Source organism: Paenibacillus mellifer (assembly GCF_023195895.1).
Taxonomy (GTDB): domain Bacteria; phylum Bacillota; class Bacilli; order Paenibacillales; family Paenibacillaceae; genus Fontibacillus; species Fontibacillus mellifer.
This window is the reverse complement of record NZ_JALPRK010000006.1, coordinates 31280-53536: the sequence shown is the minus strand read 5'-3', so window position 1 is coordinate 53536 and position 22257 is coordinate 31280. Positions and strand designations below refer to the sequence as shown.

At 56.8% G+C, this 22257-nt stretch carries 16 protein-coding genes; 5 read left to right on the top strand and 11 right to left on the bottom strand.

Annotated elements, in window-relative coordinates:
- Nucleotides 1–12: 12 nt before the first annotated feature.
- The 4 genes from M0651_RS08705 to M0651_RS08690 all read right to left on the bottom strand — a co-directional run bounded on the left by M0651_RS08705 (nucleotide 13) and on the right by M0651_RS08690 (nucleotide 4351).
- Entirely contained in the window at nucleotides 13–1422 is a 1410-nt protein-coding gene (locus M0651_RS08705) for a helix-turn-helix domain-containing protein (RefSeq protein ID WP_248551454.1), read from the bottom strand.
- A 196-nt stretch (nucleotides 1423–1618) separates the two neighbouring features.
- Nucleotides 1619–2512, bottom strand: a complete 894-nt coding sequence (locus M0651_RS08700) for an aldo/keto reductase (protein ID WP_248551453.1) — start codon at nucleotides 2510–2512, stop codon at nucleotides 1619–1621.
- 29 nt (nucleotides 2513–2541) lie between these two features.
- A complete protein-coding gene (locus M0651_RS08695) occupies nucleotides 2542–2874 on the bottom strand; it encodes an L-rhamnose mutarotase (RefSeq protein WP_248551452.1) in 333 nt (110 codons plus the stop codon).
- A 52-nt stretch (nucleotides 2875–2926) separates the two neighbouring features.
- Nucleotides 2927–4351, bottom strand: a complete 1425-nt coding sequence (locus M0651_RS08690; protein WP_248551451.1) for an aldehyde dehydrogenase — start codon at nucleotides 4349–4351, stop codon at nucleotides 2927–2929.
- Nucleotides 4352–4510: 159 nt separating this feature from the next.
- On the opposite strand from M0651_RS08690, the gene M0651_RS08685 reads away from it, so the two are divergent.
- From M0651_RS08685 to M0651_RS08670, 4 genes are all read left to right on the top strand, one after another.
- A complete protein-coding gene (locus M0651_RS08685; RefSeq protein ID WP_248551450.1) occupies nucleotides 4511–5494 on the top strand; it encodes a phosphodiester glycosidase family protein in 984 nt (327 codons plus the stop codon).
- A gap of 1 nt (nucleotide 5495) precedes the next feature.
- Entirely contained in the window at nucleotides 5496–6563 is a 1068-nt protein-coding gene (locus M0651_RS08680) for a bifunctional glycosyltransferase family 2/GtrA family protein (RefSeq protein ID WP_248551449.1), read from the top strand.
- A 364-nt stretch (nucleotides 6564–6927) separates the two neighbouring features.
- Complete coding sequence (locus M0651_RS08675) at nucleotides 6928–8160, top strand: nitrate/nitrite transporter (RefSeq protein ID WP_248551448.1); 1233 nt, start codon at nucleotides 6928–6930, stop codon at nucleotides 8158–8160.
- Entirely contained in the window at nucleotides 8129–10354 is a 2226-nt protein-coding gene (locus M0651_RS08670; RefSeq protein WP_308195481.1) for a molybdopterin oxidoreductase family protein, read from the top strand. The genes M0651_RS08675 and M0651_RS08670 overlap by 32 nt, the downstream gene beginning before the upstream one ends.
- A gap of 84 nt (nucleotides 10355–10438) precedes the next feature.
- On the opposite strand, the gene M0651_RS08665 is transcribed toward M0651_RS08670, so the two are convergent.
- The 4 genes from M0651_RS08665 to M0651_RS08650 form a co-directional block, all read right to left on the bottom strand.
- Nucleotides 10439–11473 carry a copper amine oxidase N-terminal domain-containing protein gene (locus M0651_RS08665; RefSeq protein ID WP_248551447.1) on the bottom strand — a complete coding sequence of 345 codons (1035 nt, stop codon included), beginning with the start codon at nucleotides 11471–11473 and terminating at the stop codon, nucleotides 10439–10441.
- A 104-nt stretch (nucleotides 11474–11577) separates the two neighbouring features.
- Nucleotides 11578–12432: a DsbA family protein gene (locus M0651_RS08660; protein WP_248551446.1), complete on the bottom strand. Its 855-nt coding sequence runs from the start codon at nucleotides 12430–12432 to the stop codon at nucleotides 11578–11580.
- Nucleotides 12433–12550: 118 nt separating this feature from the next.
- The gene (locus tag M0651_RS08655) at nucleotides 12551–13501 is read right to left on the bottom strand and encodes an aldose epimerase family protein (RefSeq protein ID WP_248551445.1); all 951 of its coding nucleotides are present in this window, start codon (nucleotides 13499–13501) and stop codon (nucleotides 12551–12553) included.
- Between the two features lie 434 nt (nucleotides 13502–13935).
- On the bottom strand, nucleotides 13936–17295 hold the full coding sequence (locus tag M0651_RS08650) for a tetratricopeptide repeat protein (protein ID WP_248551444.1): 3360 nt from the start codon (nucleotides 17293–17295) through the stop codon (nucleotides 13936–13938).
- A gap of 122 nt (nucleotides 17296–17417) precedes the next feature.
- Here M0651_RS08650 and M0651_RS08645 point away from each other — a divergent pair, with 122 nt between their 5' ends.
- A complete protein-coding gene (locus M0651_RS08645) occupies nucleotides 17418–18329 on the top strand; it encodes a helix-turn-helix domain-containing protein (RefSeq protein ID WP_248551443.1) in 912 nt (303 codons plus the stop codon).
- Between the two features lie 34 nt (nucleotides 18330–18363).
- On the opposite strand, the gene M0651_RS08640 is transcribed toward M0651_RS08645, so the two are convergent.
- The 3 genes from M0651_RS08640 to M0651_RS08630 form a co-directional block, all read right to left on the bottom strand.
- Nucleotides 18364–18732, bottom strand: coding sequence for an MmcQ/YjbR family DNA-binding protein (locus M0651_RS08640; RefSeq protein WP_248551442.1), 369 nt, complete (start codon nucleotides 18730–18732; stop codon nucleotides 18364–18366).
- 126 nt (nucleotides 18733–18858) lie between these two features.
- Entirely contained in the window at nucleotides 18859–19614 is a 756-nt protein-coding gene (locus M0651_RS08635; protein ID WP_248551441.1) for a DsbA family protein, read from the bottom strand.
- Nucleotides 19604–22123 (bottom strand): glycoside hydrolase family 38 N-terminal domain-containing protein, encoded by a 2520-nt coding sequence (locus M0651_RS08630; RefSeq protein WP_248551440.1) that lies wholly within the window; start codon nucleotides 22121–22123, stop codon nucleotides 19604–19606. Before M0651_RS08630 ends, M0651_RS08635 begins: the two co-directional genes overlap by 11 nt.
- Nucleotides 22124–22257 lie beyond the last annotated feature (134 nt).

Below are 22257 nucleotides of genomic sequence, written 5' to 3'. Positions count from 1 at the left end.
CAACCTACCAAACTAACCATTGTCAAAGCCGAAACCGTAAAAAACATTTTCTTTTTCATTTTCCCACACCTTTCTACACAGTTCTTCAAAATTTTTATATTGCTCCTCAGTTACGAACTTGCGATTCAGTTCAAATAAAGTCATGCAATTCACGATCAAAGATTTATTATTCAAAGAAATTGCCATCTTTAAGCTATATAGTAAACTCCTTATACCTTCTTCGTAATTCCTTTTCCTCAGATGATAAATTGCGTAATTCTGAAAAAAAACGGAACAACGGTTCACACTTACTACGGATTCTGGAAACCACTTATCTTTACCAATCGACCTGTATTTTTCAATTTCTTCGGAATATCGATCAAGAATCTCATCAATGTAAAACTCATGCCGATTGGCCGATTCAACTAATGTTATCAATCCTTCCACCAGTTCATCGGGTTCTTCTTCCAAGAATTGAACATACTTAGGAATTTTTGAACGATCCCCCGTTTTAATATCCATGCAAAGATAATTGGCCTGTGCATACATTTTAAATTGTTCTATAACGGCGGTTTGGGTTTCATCATCGGCATCAAACCAACTTAAATCTGCATATTCTGCAATCCATTTCTTTGCTTCCTCAAACATTCCTCTATATTCATAAGAACCAGACTTGAAAAGATAGCCCCTACCATAATAATAAACAAGAGGACGGAGTGGTTTGAAATCACTGTATCTCCATACTTTTCTTTCGTACAACGCTTTTGCTAATGCGCAAAGTTCGTCTGCGTATGCTTCGGCTTCAGACCAGTTAAATTTAAGCGAATAAACTTCGGCTAGCATTAGTATTCCATCAAGCGCATAGACTTCCGGCAAACGATGTCTGTAGGGTAAAAATTGCATTGCAGTTTTAAATCCCTTGTCACTATCCATGCTGTGAATTTTAAACAACCGGTAGTAACTTATTGCCAACCGCTCTGAGTGACTGGATCTCTCGCTTTCGATTACGGCTTCATACAGAATGACGGCGGCTTCCTTCAACCCTTGCTCAAACATTTGTTCCGACGTATCGAAAATTCCCGCAATCTGCTTCAAATCGTCTAGCAATCGGCTTAGGACCTGGTTAATGCAATCATTCCGCTTCAGCTCAGCGCATCTTAGAAGAAACGGCCGCAGCCTTCTCCAATGCGGAGCGGTTGAAGTAAAACATTCATCAGCGTATAAATCGTAGAAGTGTCCCTCAGACAACCCCATTGCCGCTGTGATCCGGTCCAACTGTCCGATCGCAATAGGTCGGTTACCGTTAATAATTCCGCTTAACGTTCCGACGTTAACCCCGGCAGTTTCCGAAAAACGATGTAAGGTTGTCCCTTCGCTCTTGATGTAATCTTCCAGTTCTGCGCGAATCGTGGTTGTGGATATCAAAAAATTATCGCCCCCCAATCCCGCTTCCTTCTACGAGTCGAATGATTCTCGACTAGTAGAGCAACCAAACGACATCCAATGACATCAAGCAACACCATATACTTCTAAAATTCCAATTTATGTTTACATAATAATCCTAAATTTGACAGTCGTCAATAAGAAAAAAGACCGATAAGCAACTATTTTGTCTGCTTATCGGCCTTCTTGTATTTTCTTAGATTTCCAGCTCCGCCGCAGCCGCATTTGCCTCCACCTGCGCCGGATTCTTACAGCCCGGGATAACCGTGCTGACGATCGGGTTCTTCAAGCACCAGGCCAACGCCCACTGGGCCATGTCCACACCCTCCGGCAATTCGTTCCGGCGGATCTCCTCCACTTCCTCGAGCTTGCGCCGGGTATTCTCGGGGTCATGTCTGTGGCGTACGTCGGTTTCGCCGAACACCGCGCCAGGCTTATATTTGCCGCTTAGGTATCCGCTTGCCAACGGTACGCGGGCAAGCACCCCCAGGCCCTGTCGCTCACAGGAAGGGAACACCCGGTTCTCCGGCACACGGTCCAGTCGGTTGTATACCACCTGGATCGCCTCCGAACCCACCTTGGACGAAGCTTCGGTCTGATGAAGGTTATCGTTACTGCCGATTGATGTGCCTAGATGAAGGATTTTCCCCGCTTGCTTCTGCTTATCCAGCAGCGTCCATAGCTCATCATGATCAAACGCCGCATCCGACCCGGAATGAAATTGGTACAAATCAATATAGTCGGTCTTCAGCGCCTTCAGCGAGGCGTCCAGCTGCTGCAGTACCGCCTCGGCCTCAAACCGATCCGTCCGCGTAAACCGTTCATGGAACTGATGGCCGAATTTCGTGGCAACCAGCCAATCCTCCCGATTTCGCCGACTCAGATAATCCCCGATAAACGATTCGGACAAATGATCGCCATAACACTCCGCCGTATCAATCAGGTTGATGCCGAGCTCCCGGCCCCGGTCCAAAATCGCATCGACTTCCGCTTGGGTATAGTTCAAGCCCCACTCCCCGCCGAACTGCCAAGTACCGATGCCGACCACGGAAACGTTCAGGCCGGTTTTACCTAATTTCCGATATTTCATTCTCCGAGCCCTCCTGATGTTATTCTGATTTATTTCAAGTAAAAAACCTCTCGCATCGGCACAATGGGCTGCGGCTCGTTAAAATCAAACGAACCCTCCACCATCCCCGACGTAATCGCGTTCCACCGTTGGCAAACCTCACTATCCGCAATATATTTGAAAGCCGCGTCCGGATCATCGCATTCGAAGCAATAGAAGAACTGGTTCCCCTGCTGAAAAATCGAATAGTTTCGAATGCCCGCTTGGGTATGCTCCGCGAGCACCTCCGGCCAAGGGTTCAAATGCAGGTCAACGTAAGCCTCCAACTGGTCTTCCTTCACGCGCCAGGTCCAGGCGAACTTCCGGCTTGTACTGATTCCCATGAATATCCCTCCCATGATAAATTCATTGACTTTGACACCTTCAGCTCCCCATTCACTTCATAAAGCGTCGGATCAGCTTCAATTTACCGGCGGTATAAGGCGGATAAATGAAGCTCAGGTTAACTCGCGTGGACTTCTTTAGCACGCTTTTTCGGTGGGAGAAGGTCTCGAAGCTATAGCGTCCGTGATACGCCCCCATACCCGATGATCCCACACCCCCAAAGGGCAGATATGGACTAACCAGATGCATGATCGTGTCGTTGATGCACCCGCCGCCAAATGAGACCGACTCCATCACCTTCCGCTCTGTCCTGGAATTGCTCGTAAATAAGTACAACGCCAGCGGCTTGGGCCGCTCGCCGATGTTCCGAAGCGCCGTATCCAGAACCTGATAGTCCAGCACCGGCAAAATCGGCCCAAAGATTTCTTCCTGCATCACCTGGTCTTCCCAGCTTACGTTCTCCATAATCGTCGGCGCCAGGTACAAATCCTCCCGTTCCCCAGTCCCTCCAACCGCTACCTTCGAGGAGTCTACCAATCCCATCAGCCGGTTCCAGTGCCGCTCATTCACGATCCGCCCGTAGTCCGGACTTTGCTGCGGATCTTCCCCGTAGAAGGCTGTGATCTGCGCCTTCATTTTGGCAATCAACTCCGCTTTCACCGACTCGTGCACGAGCACATAGTCCGGAGCCACGCAAGTCTGACCTGTATTCAGAAATTTCCCCCAAACGATCCGCTGAGCAGCTAAATCCAGATCCGCCTCATGGTCGACGATGCAAGGACTCTTCCCGCCAAGCTCCAACACGACTGGCACCAGATGTTCAGCAGCGGCAGCCATCACGATCTTTCCAACCTGAATGCTTCCGGTGAAAAAAATAAAATCGAGCGGGGCATGAATCAGCGCGGAGGTGACCTCCTGCCCACCCTCCATGACCTGGATGTACCCGGGATCAAAATATTCGCCGAGCATCTCGGCGATGACCCCGGAGACATGAGGCGTATACTCCGACGGCTTGACGATCGCGGCATTCCCCGCGGCAATGGCCCCGATCAGAGGGTCGATCACCAGCATAAACGGGTAGTTGAATGGGCCGATGATCAAGGCCGACCCGTAAGGCTCCCGGTAGATGTAACTGCTGGACCCGACATGGGTTAGCGGCGTACGGACCCGCTCTGGTTTAACCCATTGCTTCAGCCGCTTCATCACGTATCCGATACTGTCGTAAGCATAACCAACTTCCGTGCTGTAACCTTCGAGCTCAGGTTTACGTAAATCCTGCTGCAGCGCTTCCAAAATACGCGTTTCGTAACGGGCGATGGCTGCCTTCAATCGCTCCAGTTGGCGCAGCCTGAACTCCACCGGCCGTGTGGCCCCGGACCGGACGAACTGCTGCTGAGCGCGGATGACTTTAACGACCGTTTGCACCGCAGATTGAACCTCGTTTGGAGCCTGGATTGGAGCTTTCGTTTCACTCAAAGCGGATCCCTCTTTTTCTCGAATTCAGCGTCATTTCTGTCTGTTTCTTCTATTGTAACCTGAAATCAGGTCGCGGGCATCTTTCACCCTTAAGCTTCATTTCAGGTTAGGGCCGTATGATGATTTTGCCTCAAAGTAACAGGATCGGAGTGATCACCATTGAACAAAAACAATAAACTCGTCCAGCGTAAATCAAAGAAGACGTTGGTCGTATATATCCTCGTGCCGGTTCTAGGTATCGGCGGCATTCTTTACGGTTTGGCGGACCGTTATTTAATCGAACACGTGGAAGTGGTTGTGGCACGGAACGAAGCCCCTAGCGAAGGCACGGCTGCCCTGCAGACTCAAACGTCGCCGAATGCCGAGTCGGCCGAGACCGGCGCTACCTCCGACGACTGGAACTACGATAGCGATGCGGTTAAGATTCACATCGACCAAATCCAAACGGGGTCCGGCTCGGATCAAATCACTTATTTCGTGGCGGACGTGCAGATAAAGGATTCCACGGCGCTGCAGTCCGCTTTTGCTGAAAACAGCTTTGGCCGCAACATTACGCAAGCCACGTCTGAAATCGCCGAAAGCCATGGCGCGGTATTTGCGGTTAACGGGGATTATTACGGATTTCGCGAGGACGGCGTCATTATCCGCAACGGCACCCTTTACCGCGACGAACCGGCGCGGACGGGACTAGCCTTGTTCCGAGACGGAACGATGGAGGCTTACGACGAGCAAGAGGTTACCGCTGAGTCCCTGCTGGAGCGAGGGGTGACGCAAACGCTGTCGTTCGGGCCGGCACTGATCCAAGGGGGGCAGGTGAACGCGGACCTGAACAACGTTACGATCGACACCAACTTCGGTAATCGTTCGATCCAAGGCGCGAACCCCCGAACCGGCATCGGCCTGGTGGCTCCAAATCATTACGTGTTCGTCGTGGTCGACGGCCGGAAGGAAGGGTACAGCCGGGGGATGACCTTGTCGGAATTTGCGCAGGTATTCGAAGACTTCGGCTGCACCGAAGCGTATAACCTTGACGGAGGCGGCTCGTCGACGATGTATTTTAGGGGGAGGGTCGTCAACAATCCGCAGGGCAAAGAACGCGAACGCGGCGTCAGCGACATTCTGTATGTCCCAGAGGGGAACTGACATGGGAACGATATTGATCCCCGCCTACGAACCCGACGAAAGGCTACTTGAACTCATTCGCCAATTAAAAAAAACTTCCCCGGACCGTCTGGTCATTGTCGATGATGGCAGCGGGGAAGCGTACCGGCCGATTTTCGAAGCAGCGAAGGTTGCCGGCTGCACGGTGCTCCGTCACGAGATCAATCGCGGCAAGGGCTGCGCTTTAAAAACTGGATTCCGCTATTTGCTGGAATCGGGCGAACCCGGCGGCGTAGTCTGCGCGGACAGCGACGGCCAGCATTTGCCCGCCGATATTATGCGGGTAGCTGAAGCCGTACGCGGCCCAGGCCGGCGCATCGTGTTAGGGAGCCGCCGGTTTGCCGGAAAGGTGCCTCTGCGCAGCCGATTTGGGAATACTGTGACCCGGACCGTGTTCTCCTTATCCAGCGGAACCCGAATTTACGACACCCAAACCGGGCTGCGCGGCTTCTCCTCGAACTTGCTGGAATGGTTGTGCGAGGTTCCGGGCGAGCGCTTCGAATACGAGATGAACATGCTTCTGAACTCAGCGAGAGAAGAGATGTCGGTCGAAGAACTATGGATCAACACGGTGTATCTCAATCGGAATCGGTCCTCCCATTTCCGGCCATTCGCCGATTCGTACCGGATATACCTACCGATCTTGCGATTCAGCGGTTCGTCGATCCTCTCCGCCGGATTGGACTTCGCGCTGCTCTTCCTGCTGCAAGGGCTCGGGGCCGGCTTGGTCTTTTCGGTGGCCGGCGCCAGAATCTGCAGCGCCATCGCGAACTACACGATGAACCGGAAGTTCGTTTTTACGCCTCGAGCTGGACTGGGGTTCCGTGCAGGCGGATTAACGAGGGGCATCGATTCGGGAAGAGACGCTGCAAAGGCCTACCGTTCCATGGCCAGGTACTTCTTGCTGGTTCTGCTCGTCATGCTGTTGAACATGGGTTGGATGCATCTGTTTCATGAAACAATCGGCATCCCGCTGTTCGCAGCTAAACTGTTGACGGAAGTGTCGTTGTTTGTCTTCAGCTTTTGGGCGCAGCGAAAATTTGTGTACTAAACTCTATCTGGTGTTATGTTTTCTTACATTAAATGCCCATTAAATAGAGTAAATCCTGAATTTTCGAGTGAAAACTTTGTTTTCGCAATCGTCAAGACGATTTTCAGTTAAATTTATGAACGTTTTTTGTGATTTATATTGACATCTTCTTTTTCCAGCTCATATAATTTAACTACGTTCACAACGTCGTGGCGCATATATTCCGGTTTCGCACAACGCTGTGCCGCCGGTCGGCAAAGGAGCCATTCGAGCAATCGCAAGATTGCGCGGGGCTCCTTTTTGTTTTGTTCACCTCGTTGTAGCATGCCTAAGGAAGCAGAAACATCCCGGTGAAGAGGATGGAACTTGGAGAGGAGATGGAAGGATGGAACGTACCGGATTTTTGAAAAACGGGCATAAACCCTCGCTGCTAAGCGCCTTTCTGTACTTCGATGTTAGCTTTATGATATGGGTCCTGATTGGGCCGCTAGCCGTCATCATGATGCAGGATTACCCGATGAACGCAGCGGAGAAAGCCAACCTTGTCGCCTTGCCGATCCTTGGCGGCTCCGTGCTTCGCCTCGTGCTTGGCGTGTTGGCCGACCGGATCGGTCCCAAGCGAACCGGCCAAATCGGCATGGTCGTCACCATGGTGCCGCTCGTCTGGGGCTGGCAATTCGTCAATTCGCTGGGCGAATTGTACGTGGTGGCGTTGCTTCTGGGCGTTGCCGGCGCTTCCTTCTCTGCGGCCCTGCCTTTGGCTAGCCGCTGGTATCCGCCGCAATACCAAGGTTTGGCGATGGGGATCGCCGGGGCCGGGAATAGCGGCACCGTCTTCTCCACGCTATTCGCCAACCGGATCGCCCAGCATTATGGGGGCTGGGAAGTCGTGTTCGGACTCGCCCTCATTCCGGTCGCGCTGGTCTTCCTCGTCTTTACGCTGCTGGCGAAAGACAGTCCCAACCAGCCGGAGCCCAAAAGACTTCGCGACTACGCCACCGTGCTCCGCCACAGAGATACGTGGCTGTTCTGCCTGTTCTATATGGTGACATTCGGCGGTTTCGTGGGATTGTCGAATTACTTGACGATATTTTTTAATACGGAATATGGACTTAGCGCGGTGCGAGCCGCCGATTTCACGACCTTATGCGTGATCGCCGGCAGCTTCTTCCGCCCTGTGGGCGGTTGGTTGGCCGACAAGGTCGGCGGTGTCCGTATGCTGCTTGCTTTATACGCCGGCGTGGCCCTCATGATGGCATGGGTATCGTCGTTACCGCCGCTATCTCTCGTGACCCTGCTGTTATTCATCGGCATGATGTGTCTGGGTATGGGCAACGGCTCCGTATTTCAACTAGTCCCTCAGCGGTTCCAGCAGGAAATCGGGGTCATCACGGGCATTGTGGGCGCGGCCGGCGGACTCGGCGGTTATTTTCTGCCGAACATTCTTGGGCTCCTAAAGCAGTGGACCGGTTCTTATACGCCAGGGTTCCTCATTCTCAGCTGTATTGCGTTAGCTTGTATTCTCACGGTCTTCCTAATTCACGGCGAGTGGAAAAGAACGTTCCTGAAGCGGAAGGAGGCTGCTTATGACTCTTACTCCTACAGCCGCCCATCCTGACGGACGTATGCGATCTCACTGCCCCTTCTGCAGCATGCAATGCAGTCTTGATCTACACTTCACCCCAGGTTCCACCCCAGGGTATGAAGTTAAGCCCAGTCCAGACTTCCCCGTAGCTACAGGTCGACTATGTCAAAAGGGCTTCCATGCCTTTGATCATACCGTACATCCGGAGCGGGTCATGCAGCCGTTGCGCAGGCGGGCGCAACCGAAACGAGGGAAGGCGGCGGCGGTATCTTCGGCCTCCGAAGGAACCTCGTCAACTTGGTCTCCTGCGGCCTGGCCGGAAACGCTGGACGACATCGCCTCCCGAATTCAGTATCTTCAGGAGCAATATGGCCCGGACAGCGTGGCGGTTTTTGGTGGCGGATCACTGTCGAACGAGGTGTGTTATCTGCTTGGCAAGTTTGCCCGGGTCGCTTTGCGGTCCCGCTACGTCGATTATAACGGACGATACTGCATGTCCTCGGCGGCAGCAGCGCAGCAATTGGCGTTTGGGATCGACCGCGGTCTCCCCTTCCCGCTCGAGGACATTCCCAAAACGGATTATCTCATCCTCGCCGGTACCAATATCGCCGAATGCCAACCGACCTTAATGCCTTACCTGCTCGCTGCAAAAAAACAAGGCGCGGTTATCGTCACCATCGATCCGCGCCGAACGTTAACCTCCAAGATCGCGAACCATCATCTGCCGATCGAACCCGGACAGGATTCGCTGCTGATCGGCGGTTTGCTGCATGTCATTCTGTCAGAACAGTTGTACGATGCCCAATTCGTGGCCGCGCACACGGAAGGGATTGAAGCAGTGCGGGAAGCGGTTCGAGACGACTCGCCGGAGCGGGTCGCCGGGCTAACCGGGATCCCCGAGGAGACGATCCGTCAGGTGGCTCGGGGATTCGCCGGGGCGAAGCGCGGGATCATCCTGACCGCGCGGGGGCTGGAGCAGCAGGTGAACGGCGTGGAGCATACGCTGCAGTACATCAACCTGTGCCTGTTATGCGGGCACATCGGCAAGCCGGGCAGCGGTTACGGCTCCGTCACCGGGCAAGCCAACGGGCAGGGCGGCCGCGAGCATGGGCTCAAGGCCGACCAGTTGCCGGGCTACCGGTCGATCGAGGACCCGGACGCCCGGGCGCATGTCGCCGGCGTCTGGGGGCTTGATCCCCGCGAGCTGCCCGGCAAAGGGGTCTCCGCGTATGAGCTGTTCGAGAAGGTGCTGGACGGCGACATCAAAGCGATGATCGTCCTCGGCTCCAATCCGGTCGTGTCCAGCCCGAACAACGCCCGGGTCGCCGAGGCGCTGGCGAAGCTGGACCTGCTCGTCGTCGTCGACCTGTTCGAGACGGAGACGGCCGCCTACGCGGATTGGCTGCTGCCTGGCACGTCCTTCCTCGAAGTGGAAGGGACGATGACGAACCTCGAGGGCCGGGTGTTCTACCGGCCCCGGGTCTTTGAACCGGCCGGCGCGTCCATGCCGGACGCCTGGCTGCTGTGCGCCCTCGCCGAACGGCTGGGCCGAGGGCGCTATTTCTCTTACTCGTCGATGAGCGAAGTGTTCGACGAGTTATGCCGCGCTTCCGCCGGGGGCAAAGCCGATTACAGCGGCTTCAGCTACTCGCGCCTTCAGGAAGCGCAAGGGCTGTTCTGGCCGTGCCCCGGGCCCGGCCAGGCGCACCCCGGGACGCCGCGCCTGTTCGCGGGCGGCGTCTTCCCTCGTGCGGGCGGCCGGGCCCGCCTGCACGCGATCACGCCGCAGCCGCCGGCGGAGGTGGCAGATACGGATTACCCGTATCTGCTGACGACCGGCCGGCTGGGCGGGCACTACCTGAGCGGCGCCCAGACCCGCCGCACGGACGCCCTGGCGAAGAAGGCGCCGGAGCCGGTGGCGGAGCTCCACCCGGCCCTGGCCGAGCAGCTTCGCCTGCGCGAAGGCGACCGCGTCCGCTTGACCACGCGGCGCGGGTCGCTGGACTTCGCCGCCAAGATGACGGCGGACATTCATCCTCGCACGATATTTGTCCCGTTTCACTGGGGCGGCGACCTGGCGGTCAACCGGCTGACGAACGATGCCCTGCACCCCGTCAGCCGGATGCCCGAATTCAAAGTCTGCGCCGTCCGGGCGGAACGGGCTAGGACCGAGGAGGCCTCCCCCGCTCTCGTCCATACGGCGAAGGCCGATGCCCTCAGCGATTAGTCGTGTTATTTGGCCTTCACTCTTGATCAATGTCCGTTCAAACAGAAAAGACGACCTGGGAAGGTCGTCTTTTCTGATCCCGTTTTATTGTTGTTCTGTAGTGCTAGTTGTTGTTGTGTCTGGAGCAGGGGTTGTTGGGGTCGTTCCATTGTTCGTTGTCGTATCGGTGTTTTCATTATAGATGACAACCGATTGGGAGCTTGGTTCCCATTTCACGATCGCTTCAAAAGCTTCGCTAATGAATCGAACTGGAACAACCGTGCTGCCGTCAATAACGGTGGCCGGTGCGTCCAACGTCTGCTGTTCGCCATTCACGTACGCCGTTTTGCTATTAATGATCAGCTTCAGCGTTACGCCATCCTTCGTCACCGTGATCGACTTGTCCGCCGGGTTATAGGCGACTTCAGCTTGCAGAGCTTCGGAAATGGCCCGGAATGGGACCAGCGTGCTGCCGTCTTGAACGACCGGTGTTATGTCCGTTGTAGGCTGTTCGCCATTGACGAACAATTTAACTCCTTTTTTCCCGAGCTTATCATAGAGTTTGCCAAGCTTCTTGTACGATTCGATGTTCGTGAAGTCCGCCAGCACCGCTTCCTCCTGTAAATAAACCGCATCGGTCACGCTGCCCTCTTGCTCCAACAGGTCCGCAGCCTTGGATAAAGCCGCAGCCTCTTCCTTGATTTGCGTAAGCTCCGCTTTCATCTCATCCGTGAGCTTGGTATCGTATTTCGTCAGGAGCAAATCGGCCAATACCGCACCCGACGGCTTGTCCTTGACGTTTTGGATAGCTTTCAGCAAACCTTTGTAGCCGTTGTGTCCTGGGCCGTACGTATCCGATGTTACCGTTTCTTTTTTAGCCTTGTCTTCTTTGGCGCCTTTAGCTTCTTTTTTCTCCTGAACCTTCCCTTCTGTTACAGCTTTATCCGTTTTTGTCTTGTCCACTTTGCCTTTGTCTGCCTGAGCAGCCTCTTCGGTGTCTACCGTCTTCTTACTGGCGACCTCCACTTTCTTGGCGGCGCCATTACCTCCGTTTGCATGATCCGGTTTGGCCATGGCGGTACCCGCAAGCAGCCCCATGGATACGACGCAAAACAATGCAATAAACCAGCTTTTCTTCATCTGTCCAATTCCTCCCTCAATCGATGTGTTTAGTGATTATTGCGTAAACCTGTCGAATTTTGAGGGGGGCGAGATAAAAAAAGTTGAAATTCGCCGTCCTTATCCTATTTCCCGCCGACCTTCGCCAACTCCGCTTCGATCGCCGCCGCCAATTCCTCGTAAGAGGAGCTCGGCAGCAATTCCCCGTTGACCATGAACTGCGGTGTTCCGTTGACGCCGTAATAGCCGGCGGTTTTGAAATCTTCTTTGACCGGCAGCATGTAAGTATGTTCCTTTAAATCCTTCTCGAACCGATCATAATCGATCCCCTCGAGGTTCTTCTTCACGAAGTTGAGCAAAAAGTCAGGTGTTGCCCAAATTTTCGTCTCCTCGCCTTGGTTCGCGTATAACTTACTCTTGAATTCCCAGAACTTCTCGTTGCTCTGCGCTGCGATCGCTTCGCCTGCGCTCGCAGCCATGATCGAATCCCGGTCAATAAATGCGTAGTTGGTAAAGAACAACTCCATTTTGCCTGTATCGATGTAGTCTTTTTGAAGTTGGGACATGTAAATCTCTTCCCACTTCTTGCAGGCCGGACATTTGAAATCGGCGAATTCGATCACCTTCACCTTAGCGCTTGGATCGCCCAAGTGCGGTTGCTTCTCATACTTTAATCCCTCAGCCGCGTAGTTGCCTTTAATTTCCGTGTAGTTCGGGAGATCCTTCAAACTGGTAGAACCCGAATCTTTCAGAAAAACGATAGCCAAGGTGATGACCAAGGCCCCGATTAAAATCAACGAGATCACAAAAATCAGACCGGATTTCGCGGTCCCCCGGTCCTTTCCTTTTCCAGCCACAGATTTACCTGCATTCCCCTTACCGGCGTTCTTCTTGCCTTGGGTTGTCCGGTTGTACGCCGTCTTGTTGCTTGGAGCTGGTTTCCCATTTCCTCTATGATTATTCCCCTTGTTATGGGCCATTCGCCATCCTACCTCCACATGGATTCTGTTTCGTCCTCATTCTAGCGTATGGCCCCCGGCAAGGGACGTAATTTAGGTCACAGATCAGAATCGATCAAGGGCATCGGCTGGGCAGATTCTATTCCACCCAACTGATCATAACGTCCAAATGCCAGCGATACACGCCGCGAGCCGGAACGATAGCGGCTTCGCCTTGGCGGACGGCATGGGCCAGTTCGTCCATGCGGCCCGTGGCCGGCTCCAGGGCGAGCTGGTAGTTGCCGCCGAACCCGCCGTAGTTGGCCCAGACGGCCAAGTACGGCACCCGGTCCGCAGGGAAGCGGAACATCAGCGCCTCGCCGGTTGCGGGATCGCTGATCCCGGCAAAGCCGGCGCCGAGCCGGCCGGAGAAATAATATTTCTCCGCGAACCGGCCGGCATTCGGCTCCACCGTGCGCAGGTCAACCCGCTCTCCGGCCGCGCCGTGCGCCAGAGGCCAAGGTTGCTTGTCGCCGAACGGCCCCAGCCTTCCCTCCGCGGAATAGGAGACCTCGATCTCCGTTAAATCGGCCGGTACATGGAGCTTCATGCCCTCCCGTGCCTGTAGCAGCGGATGCGCCGCCCATAGGAAGGCGAAGGGGGAGCCCGATAGGTTCGTAACGGCGTATTCGACGCGTAACGTGTCTTCGGCGGGGAAAGTATATGCTTTCTCCAGGATGTACGGAAATTGTACGCCGCCGATACGGCAGGTCAGGGCTGAGTTCGCGGCCTGGTGCTCCCAAGCCCGGGACCAGACCTCTCCGTGATCGGGGATCGATCGGCCTTGCCAAGGCTCCTGCGGGTAAGCGCCGACGTTGATGGCCGGGAACATTTCGTCCCAGCCGCTTTCGTCGCCGGCCGCGAAGGACGTGCCGTAACCTCCGTTCCCCAGCGGTTTATCGCTCCGCCACAGCCATTCGCGCCGGGTCTTGCGATTCTGCAGCGAAACGGCCTTGCCGCCAAGCTCCGGAACCACGGTCACCGCCAGGAGGCCGGTTTCCCCCGTCCAGGCATCCCAAGCTTCCACTTGGGTCTTGCGCCATTGTATCATTCGCATACTCCTCCTCCAACTGGATAGCCGTAAGGCGATACGTTGTTGAATTTTGCCCGCTTGCCGCGGGTTGCCCTCTCTATGCAACGTGATCTAGACCCTCTAACGCTTGTGACCGGCGCTATTTGAGCAAAAAAGGGGGGGCGCTGGATCTAACGCTTACCCGACACCTTATTTGCTCATTTTATAGTAAAAAGGGGGCTCAATCGCCCCCATAAGCACGCTGATCCGCGTTAGAAAATCAAAACCGCCATTTGAAGCCAAATAAGCGTTGTGGCAAGCGTTAGCGCAATCCTACCCTCATGGCTACCCTCATGCCTAACCTCATGCCTTTCTTCGCTATACGCCTGCGTCCGGTTCTTCGATCCATCGGTTCGTCCATTACGGCAGGTGGGTTCCCTCAGCGGCCCGGCCCGGCCCGCCATACCGCCGGCTTACCCGCGGCACATCCGCCGATGGATCATTGCGCCCTGGTGGCTCGGCTCCATAGCCATCACTTCGTCGAACCGCTCGGCGGCCTCCTTCGCCTGGCCAAGGCCCAGCTTGCCAAGCCCCAACATGAAGCGGCAGTGGATTCCGTTGCGTCTGTTCAAGTCGTCTTCGAAGACGAGGAAATCCGGGAGCGACACGGCGAAGTAGTCGAACTCGACCTCATCGAACAGATGTTTCTCGGCATAGTCGACCAGTTTGTTGAACCGGCGTTTCGCTTCTTTCTCCACGCCCAGCTTCCGCCAAGCCAGCCCTTGGTAGAAAATCATCTCCGGCGGCTGATCGTTATAGTACATCGCGCCGGCCGGCTCCTCGAGCCCTTGCGAGGCGGCCTGCCAATATGGCGTCGCCAGTTCAAGCCGGCCTTGCCCTTCATAAGCGCAGCCCAGGTAATACAGGATGTCGTTCTCCTGTGCCCCGGTGAGCTTGCCTTCCCCGAGATTTTCCGGATAGACGAGCGCCCGCTCAAGCAGCTCGATCGCCCGTTCGCCGTTTCCGGCCTCCAGCGCTTGCTTCCCAAGCTCGACGAGGGAAAACCGATATTGCCCGGTCACTTTGCCTTCGCCGCCCTCCCAAGGATGGAATTTCCGGGCTTCCAGCGCCCGCAAGGCTTCTTCGTGGCGGTTCAGCGTATTCTGCAGCGTGACGTATTCCAGATACAAATCGTCTCGCTTGCCCACCAGCGCCAGGTGTCGCTCCAGCGCAGCAAGGCGCTCCGCCGCCGGACGGCCCAGCTTCTTGTAGAGCTGGTCCAATTCATAAAACACGCGGGCGTCGTCTGTGTTCAAGGCGAACGCCGTCTCCAGCGCTTCCCGCGCCGCGTCCGCATCGTCGCGCTTATTGAAATAAGCCAGCGCCAGATTGCGGTGCACGGTCGGGAACCCGGCGTCCGCCTTCCGGGAGGTCTCCCAGTGGGCGATCGCTTCGTCCGGGCGTTTCTTGTCGTACATCCAGTTGCCGAGGTAGTAATGCGCTTTGGCATCGCCCGGGTTTGCCTCGATCGCGCTTTGCAGCACGAGCAGATCCGTCAGGCTGTTCGGGAAGCAGTAATCCGCCGGCGCGGCGGCGCCTGCTTGCCGGTGGCGCGCGGCCAATTCGCCGCGTCCGGCCCGTTCAAGCGCATAGGCCAAGGTGTAATGCAGCATCGGGTAAGCCGGCGTTTCCGCGTCCGGCGCGATCCGCTGCAACACCTGCACGGCCTCGTCGTAAAGGCCGAAGCCGAGGTAATCCGCGGCCAGCTGCAAGGCGTTATGCGCGTCGTCGCGCATCAACCGCCGGAGCTCGGCCAAGGCCGCAGCGCCCGAAGCCGCATCGCCCAAGGCCAGCAGCGCGGCCCAGCGCTCATTCGCGGCGCCGAAGTCGGCCGGGTCGAGCGCCAACGTCTCGTCGGCATAGCCGAGCGCTTCCGCCGGCCGCCCGAGCTTCCGCAGCAGCGCCGCTTTCAGATGCCGCGCCTTATAGTTGCGGCTATTGCGGATCAGCGAGCGGGTAACCAGCTCGAGCGCTTCCGCATAGCTGCCGCGGCCGCAGGCGATCGAAGCCAGCGAGAAGTAGCCGCTGTCCTGCCAGGCGGCGGACCAGACGGATTTGTAGAAGGCAGCGAACGCCTCTTCGTTCCGCCCTTGCAGCTGCAGCGCCAGCCCGAGCTGGTACAGCGCTTCGCTGTCGTAAGGGTTGGGGTTGCGCCAGGTCAGCGACTTCACCGCCGTGCGGAAATGCGCCTCGGCCTCGGCGAACCGGCCCCGGCGTAGCATCAGCGTGCCGTAGGCCACGTTGATGCGGATGTCTCCGGCGTCCCGCTTCAAGCCTTCCAGATAATACGCTTCCGGCTCGAACGTGGCATGACGGTACTGCTCCAGATGAAGGCCGGCCAGATACAGCTGCTCGTTCGTTTTCAGCTCTTGCGGCTGGGGCAGCGGCTTAGCGGCTTCCGGCACCTGCTCGATCGACGGCTTGGCCGGGCGATACGAAATCAGCAGCCGTCCATCGCTGTCGCGCACGGTCACGATCAGGTCATGCGGCTGGTCGCTTTCGTCCAGCGCGACAACCGATTTGTAAGTCGAGGCCGGCGACAGGCGCACCGCATCGGATACGTAGACCCGGCGTGCGCCCTTCAGCTCCACGACCGCCCCTTCATAATCGGAGGTTGCATAAGCCAACACCGTTGCCGTACGCGCCGTCTCGTCGACCTCGAGGTTGACGGCCGCTTCGATCGACGCGTTTTTCACGACGCCGATGTCTTTATACGGCATAAAATACTGCTTAAACGACTTCTCCTCGTAGGGCTGCAGCCAGGTGAAATCCGGCTGATTGTCGGTATACACCCCGGTCATCAGTTCAATGTACGGGCCGTCTTCGTCCGTCAGGTTGCGGTCCCACGCCTGGCCAAATTCGCCGTTCCCCCAAGTCCACTGCTTCTTCCCCGGGGAGATGTGATGATTGGCCACGTGCAGCAGGCCGGCCTGCACGCCGTGGTCGTATCCGCCTACGAAATTGTAGTCGGATTTATAAGCCATATAGGACGTGGGCACCGGGATGTTTTTGTATCGGGAAATATCAACACCCTCCGAATAATCCATCTTGTAATACGTGCCGGTGGCGATCGGAAAACGCGAGACGTCCCGTTTGCCGTGGTCGAACACGGCGGTAACGTCCGGCGGAAACACGGACTGCGTGTGGTCATTGACCGCCACGGCCGGGTTGGCCCACCACAGGAAGGTCTGCGGCTCCGGCGTCCGGTTGTACAGCTGCGCGGAGATTTCCAGATACGCCTTGCCTGGATACAGCGTAAATCCGGCCGTCATTTTCGTACCGTACATGCGGTCGATCTCGCTGACCCAAACGGTGGCGCTGCCGTCCTCCCCTTGCTCCAGCCGGTATTCGACCGGGCCATAAGTGTTCGGCCGGTGATGCTGCGGCCAGTTGAACTCGATGCCTCCGGAAATCCACGGCCCGGCCAGGCCGACCAGCGCCGGTTTGATGACCTGATTATAGTAAACGAAGTCGTAGTTGTTCGTCTTATCGAGCGCGCGGTAGATCCGCCCGCCCAGCTCCGGCATGATTTCGATCCGAACGTACTCATTCTCCAAAATCGCCAGCCGGTAGCTGACCTCCTGCTTCTCGTCGTGAATCTTATCGATCACCGGATGAGGATAGACCCGTCCGGAGCTGCCTTGATACACGCGTTTCTCCAAAAACATCGGGTTCTTGTCAGGCTCCCCAACCCCGTACGTCGGAATGAGCTTATCCTCTTCCCAGACCCTTACCGCGGTCGTTTGGGCGGCGCCTCGATGCCGATCGTTCATATTGAAATCCTCCCCTTCGTTGGTTGTAACGGTTGTAACCCCAATGTACCCCGGACCCGGAGGAATTCCAATTGACGAAATACGGGAGATGATGGACTATATTCTTATGAGGAGGGGGTTCCGTGGATAACCAGATTCGCAAACCTGACGGTTTTGATGCGCAGAAGCTGTTCGTTCAACCGGATTATATGCTGAAAGAACTGAACATCTCCACGCTGACCCGTCCGCTGTTCGTCAGCGATATCGGCTTTTTCCCGCATGCGCGGCACCATTTTCGGGAGCGCCCCGAAGGGGCGGACGCTCATATTTTCATCTATTGCGTGGAGGGCGAGGGATGGGTGGAATGGAGTGAAGAATCGAGCAGCACGGATAGGAGCTATCCGTTGACGGAGCGTCAACTGGCGGTCGTCCCGGCAGGTACGCCGCATCGGTACGGGGCGTCGGCCGACAAGCCCTGGAGCATTTACTGGTTTCATCTTCAGGGCGAGGATACCGCGGAGCTGATCCGCACCTACGGCTTGGATCAGGGTGGCCCCGTCCGGCTGCCGCTCAGCGTGCATGCCCAGCTGCTGGAGCAGTTTGAACAGTGCTACCGCCTGCTCTACGACAAGCACTATTCCCTCCCCGCGCAAATCCATGTTGCCCAGACGATGCGCCACCTGCTCAGCAGCATCGGGCTCAGCGCCGAGCGTTCGGCGCAGGCCCGCAAACGCGAGCGCTATTTCGACGAGGCGGTCCGCTACATGACCGAACGGCTGACGGAGAGCGTCTCGCTCCCCGAACTGGCGAAGCAGGTCGGGGTGTCGAAGCAGCATCTCGTGTACCTGTTCAACCGCGAGGCGGGTCTCCCGCCGATCGAGTATTTTTTGCGGCTGAAAATGCAGCGGGCCGGACAGCTTCTCGACCTCACCGGCTTAAGCGTCAAAGAGATCGCCGGTGCGGTCGGCCTGTCCGACCCGTATTATTTTTCGCGGCTATTCAAGAAAATCATGGGGTACTCCCCGACCGAATATCGCGGCATTCCCAAGGGGTAAACCCCGGACAGCCAGAGCCCCCAAGGCCCGGGCGTTATCCGCCGATGCGCATCAGGACCGCCTCGCGGGCCGCTTTCGTCAAACTGCCGAGCACCAAGTCGTAGGAATGATCGATCATGGCCCGCAAGTCATCCATCGGCAGGCTGCCGTCCGCCGTGACCGTATTCCAATGCTTCTTGTTCAGGTGGTACCCCGGCTTCACGCAGGCGTGCTGTTCCCGGAGATTAGCGGCGATCACGGGATCGCATTTCAAGGAGATGCTCGCCGCCCCATCATCGGACGTGACGGGCAGCAAGGCGAACATTTTCCCCCCGACCTTCATGACCGTCGTTTCCGGGCCAAAAGGATACTCCTGGACGGCCCCTTTTTTGGACAAACAATACGCAACCAGCTTTTGATACACGACCCTTCCCCCTCACTCGCACAGGTTCTGGTGTAACTATATCATGCCGGCCAGGCAAGGAAAAGCATCGTCATGAGTTCGGAAACCCCTTATGCTGCCGAAGAGCTTTCCTTTGGGTTTTACAGATCATGGCAGCTGCGCATCGATCGCCGCGGCCAGCTCCTCATAGGTAGAGCCGCTCAGCAGCTTGCCGTTGACCATGAACTGCGGCGTGCCGTTAACGCCGTAATTGCCGGCGGTCTTGAAATCCTCCTTGACCGGGAGCAGATAGGCATGCTCCGTGAGGTCTTTTTGAAACCGTTCGAAATCGATGCCCTGCATGTTGCCCTTGACGAAATCAAGCAAGAACGCCGGCGTCGCCCAGATTTGCGTTTCGTCGCCTTGGTGCTCGTACAGCTTGCGTTTGAACTCCCAAAACTTCTCGTTCGACTGCGCATAGATCGCTTCGCCCGCCCCGGCGGCCATAATCGAATCCCGGTCGATGAAGGCAAAGTTCATGAAATACAGCTCCGCTTTGCCGGTATCGAGATACTCCCGCTGGAAGCGTTCCATATAGGTCTCCTCCCACTTCTGGCAGGCGGGGCATTTGAAATCGGCGAATTCGATGACTTTGACGGGGGCATCGCGGCGGCCGAGATGCGGCTGCTTCTCGTATTTCAACCCTTCGGCATCGTAATCGCCGCGGATCTCCGTATAATTGGGCAGTCCGTTCAAGCCGGAAGCTGCGGAATCGCCGTTCTTCCACAGCAGGACCGCGGCGGCCAATACGACGATCCCGGCGGCGATAAGAGTAATCACGAATTTGGCCGATCCTGCCTGTGCTTTTCCGGTTGCCTTCTTGCCGGAGGGCCTCTTCGTTTTGCTGTTTTTCTTATTGGGCATGATGGGGATTCGCTCCTTCCCTTGAAGTCGGGTACTCATCTAAATCGACGGACTGGAGGGTCCCCGCCTTCGGATCAATGCGATACGTGGCGATTTCGAAGCCGTTCAGGCGAACCTCCTCACGAAGGCCCAGCGCCGGTATCGCGATCGCCGTGCTTCTCGCTTGGCCCGTGGGCTCGAATAACCGAAGGATATAGCCGTTCCCGTCTTCCGATTGCTTGAAGGCGCTCAACTGGACTGCCTCATCCTCCAGCTCCAGCAGCTTCCCGGACAATTCCCCATCCCCGGACGGAAAAAACGACAACGCGTACGGCCTCTCGTTATGCAGGGCAGCTTCGCGGTCAATGCGCACGGCCCGGTCCCCGGCTTCGCCCGCGTTAAGCCAGAAGGTGAACCGATGCTCCCCTTGGTCGATCCGCGGCGAGAAACGATCCTGGGCCAGGATCGGCCGATCCCCGATCGGATGGGCGCAATAGCCCGGGCTGCGCAACAGCGACAGCCGCAGTTCGCCGTCCAGGTAGTCGCAGCCGTAGGTCCCGTCGTTGATGCAGGTCAACATCCGTCGACCCTCCGGCGTCTCCCCAAGGACAGCCACCCATTTCTGGGCAACGGCCTCTGTGCCGTCCTCCGGCAAGTCGCTGATGCCAAAGGCCGTCTGGCCGCGGAATCGCCCATGACTGCCAAACACGGTTGGCACGGCCAGCTTCAGCATCGTGTCCTTCTCGTTCCAATAAACGCGCAATCCGATTTCGACCTCCGTCCCCCGCTTCGGCAGCTTGTAAGTTTGAACGAGGAAAGAATCCCGGTACCGAAATACCGCCTCGACGACCGTTCGCACCGCGCCATCCTCAATAACGCGAACGGTAGGCAGCGTCGTCCGGGTGCCGGAAAAGGCGCTTCCCTCCGCCGGATCCATCAGCTCGAAGCGACCGGCGATCTCGCGGAACGCATGGGTATCCATGCGCCACGGGTCCTCGTTATCCCTGATGGCGAGCGCCGCGAAAGCCCCCGGCCGAAGCAGCGACTCGCCGCCGTGAATACGGTATTCGTCGATCAGGCCGGAGCGGGGGTTAATCGCGACCTCCAGGTCCTCGCCCCGAAACCGATAGGCCCCGTTCACCTCCGGCAGCACCGGAACCGGCTTGTTGTCCAACATCTCGATCCGGCAGTCGAAACGGTTTATCGACGACGGAGCCAATTCCGCTGCAAACACGACCCGCTTGCGCCAATCGAGGTTCAGATTGCTCTCCTCCTTCTCCGCCTGGCAAGGAGTCGGCACGCCGTCCCGGTAAACGACGGGATTCGAGAACCCCTCCCCCCAGTTCTGGTCCTCCAGCATGAATTCGCATTCGAAGGTCCCCTTGACCGGGAAGGGATGCGGATTATACACCAGCACCGGATACTCACGCGGCCGCGCCTTCGGCTGACCGGCGGACAGGGCGAAGAAGGCCCGCGTTTTCAGGCGGGATACGGTTTCCAGTCCGTGGCTGAGCAAATGCAGCGAGGCTTCCTCGGCCGGCTGGATCGACGTCCCCGGCAAAATATCGTGGAACTGCGCCGTCATCAGATCCCGCAAGGCTGCGCGCAACTCCTCCGCCGGATAGGGGAGGGCGTGCCGTAACGCGGCGGCGGACAGCATTTTTTCCGTCACATACAGCTCGTTCTCAAGCTTCCGGTGACGCTGTTTGACGCGAATCATCGAGGTATAGCAACCGACGAAGCGGGGATTCAGGTCTCCGGCATAGGACGGCAGCACCTTGGCTTGCGGCAGCTCGCGGAAATACGCCTCCGGCGTGGAATGGACCAACTCGAATTCGCCGGGCCGCCGCATCATCTCCCCAATCCGGTCCAGGTCGAGACGGGACGGGCCGCCGCCATGATTGCCGACGCCCCACAGGATCAGACCGATGGGCTCGTCGCCGTGACGGTCCAGCCACTCGCCGATTTTTTCATGAGCCTTCCCCAGCGCCGAGTTATAGCTGCCTTCGATCTTGTGGGCCATCAGCCGGCTGCCGTTATACCCTTCCCAGATAAAATCCCGCGCCGGCAGTGCCGGGAACTCATCCGGACGCATGAAAATGTACGAATCGTAGCCCGCCTGCAGCAAGATTTGGACGAGCCCCCGCGTATGGCCAAACGAATCGAAATTGATCGCGGTCGTTGGCTTCACGCCGAATTTTTCGCGGAAATACTCACGTCCGAGCAGAATCTGCCGCGCGAACGACTCGCCCGACGGCATGTTGCAATCCGGCTGCAGGTACCATCCGCCCATGATGTGCCATTTGCCTTGTTGGACCAACGTTTGAATGCGGGCGAATAACGCCGGTTCGTACTCCTCGATCCATTGGTACAAGATCGCTTCATTATGGTTGAAGATATAGCCTTCATATTCCTCGCAAAAGTCCGCGGCCGCCCGGAACGTGGAAATCGCCGCGGAGGCTCCTTCGTCCCACTCCCATTGCCAAACTGGATCCAGATGCGCATTGCTAAGCAAATGCAGTTTTTTCACGTGTCTCCCCCTTGTCTTGCTTGCCGTGTTGAAGGTGAGCGCCGTCCATGACAGCGCTTTCTAGGCTTGATGTTACCTCGTGCCCGGGGGAGCGTAAAGGTACCTTTGCGCTGCGCGGCGTACATTTCCCCAAC

Bases quoted from the DNA above. Each gene is read 5' to 3' on its own strand.
- M0651_RS08695 (WP_248551452.1), bottom strand. From the start codon at position 2,874: ATGGGAATCAGTACAAGCCGGAAGTTCGCCTGGACCTGGCGCGTGAAG.
- M0651_RS08660 (WP_248551446.1), bottom strand. From the start codon at position 12,432: ATGGCCCATAACAAGGGGAATAATCATAGAGGAAATGGGAAACCAGCT.
- M0651_RS08665 (WP_248551447.1), bottom strand. From the start codon at position 11,473: ATGAAGAAAAGCTGGTTTATTGCATTGTTTTGCGTCGTATCCATGGGG.
- M0651_RS08700 (WP_248551453.1), bottom strand. From the start codon at position 2,512: ATGAAATATCGGAAATTAGGTAAAACCGGCCTGAACGTTTCCGTGGTC.
- M0651_RS08635 (WP_248551441.1), bottom strand. From the start codon at position 19,614: ATGCCCAATAAGAAAAACAGCAAAACGAAGAGGCCCTCCGGCAAGAAG.
- M0651_RS08650 (WP_248551444.1), bottom strand. From the start codon at position 17,295: ATGAACGATCGGCATCGAGGCGCCGCCCAAACGACCGCGGTAAGGGTC.
- M0651_RS08670 (WP_308195481.1), top strand. From the start codon at position 8,129: ATGACTCTTACTCCTACAGCCGCCCATCCTGACGGACGTATGCGATCT.
- M0651_RS08655 (WP_248551445.1), bottom strand. From the start codon at position 13,501: ATGATACAATGGCGCAAGACCCAAGTGGAAGCTTGGGATGCCTGGACG.
- M0651_RS08675 (WP_248551448.1), top strand. From the start codon at position 6,928: ATGGAACGTACCGGATTTTTGAAAAACGGGCATAAACCCTCGCTGCTA.
- M0651_RS08680 (WP_248551449.1), top strand. From the start codon at position 5,496: ATGGGAACGATATTGATCCCCGCCTACGAACCCGACGAAAGGCTACTT.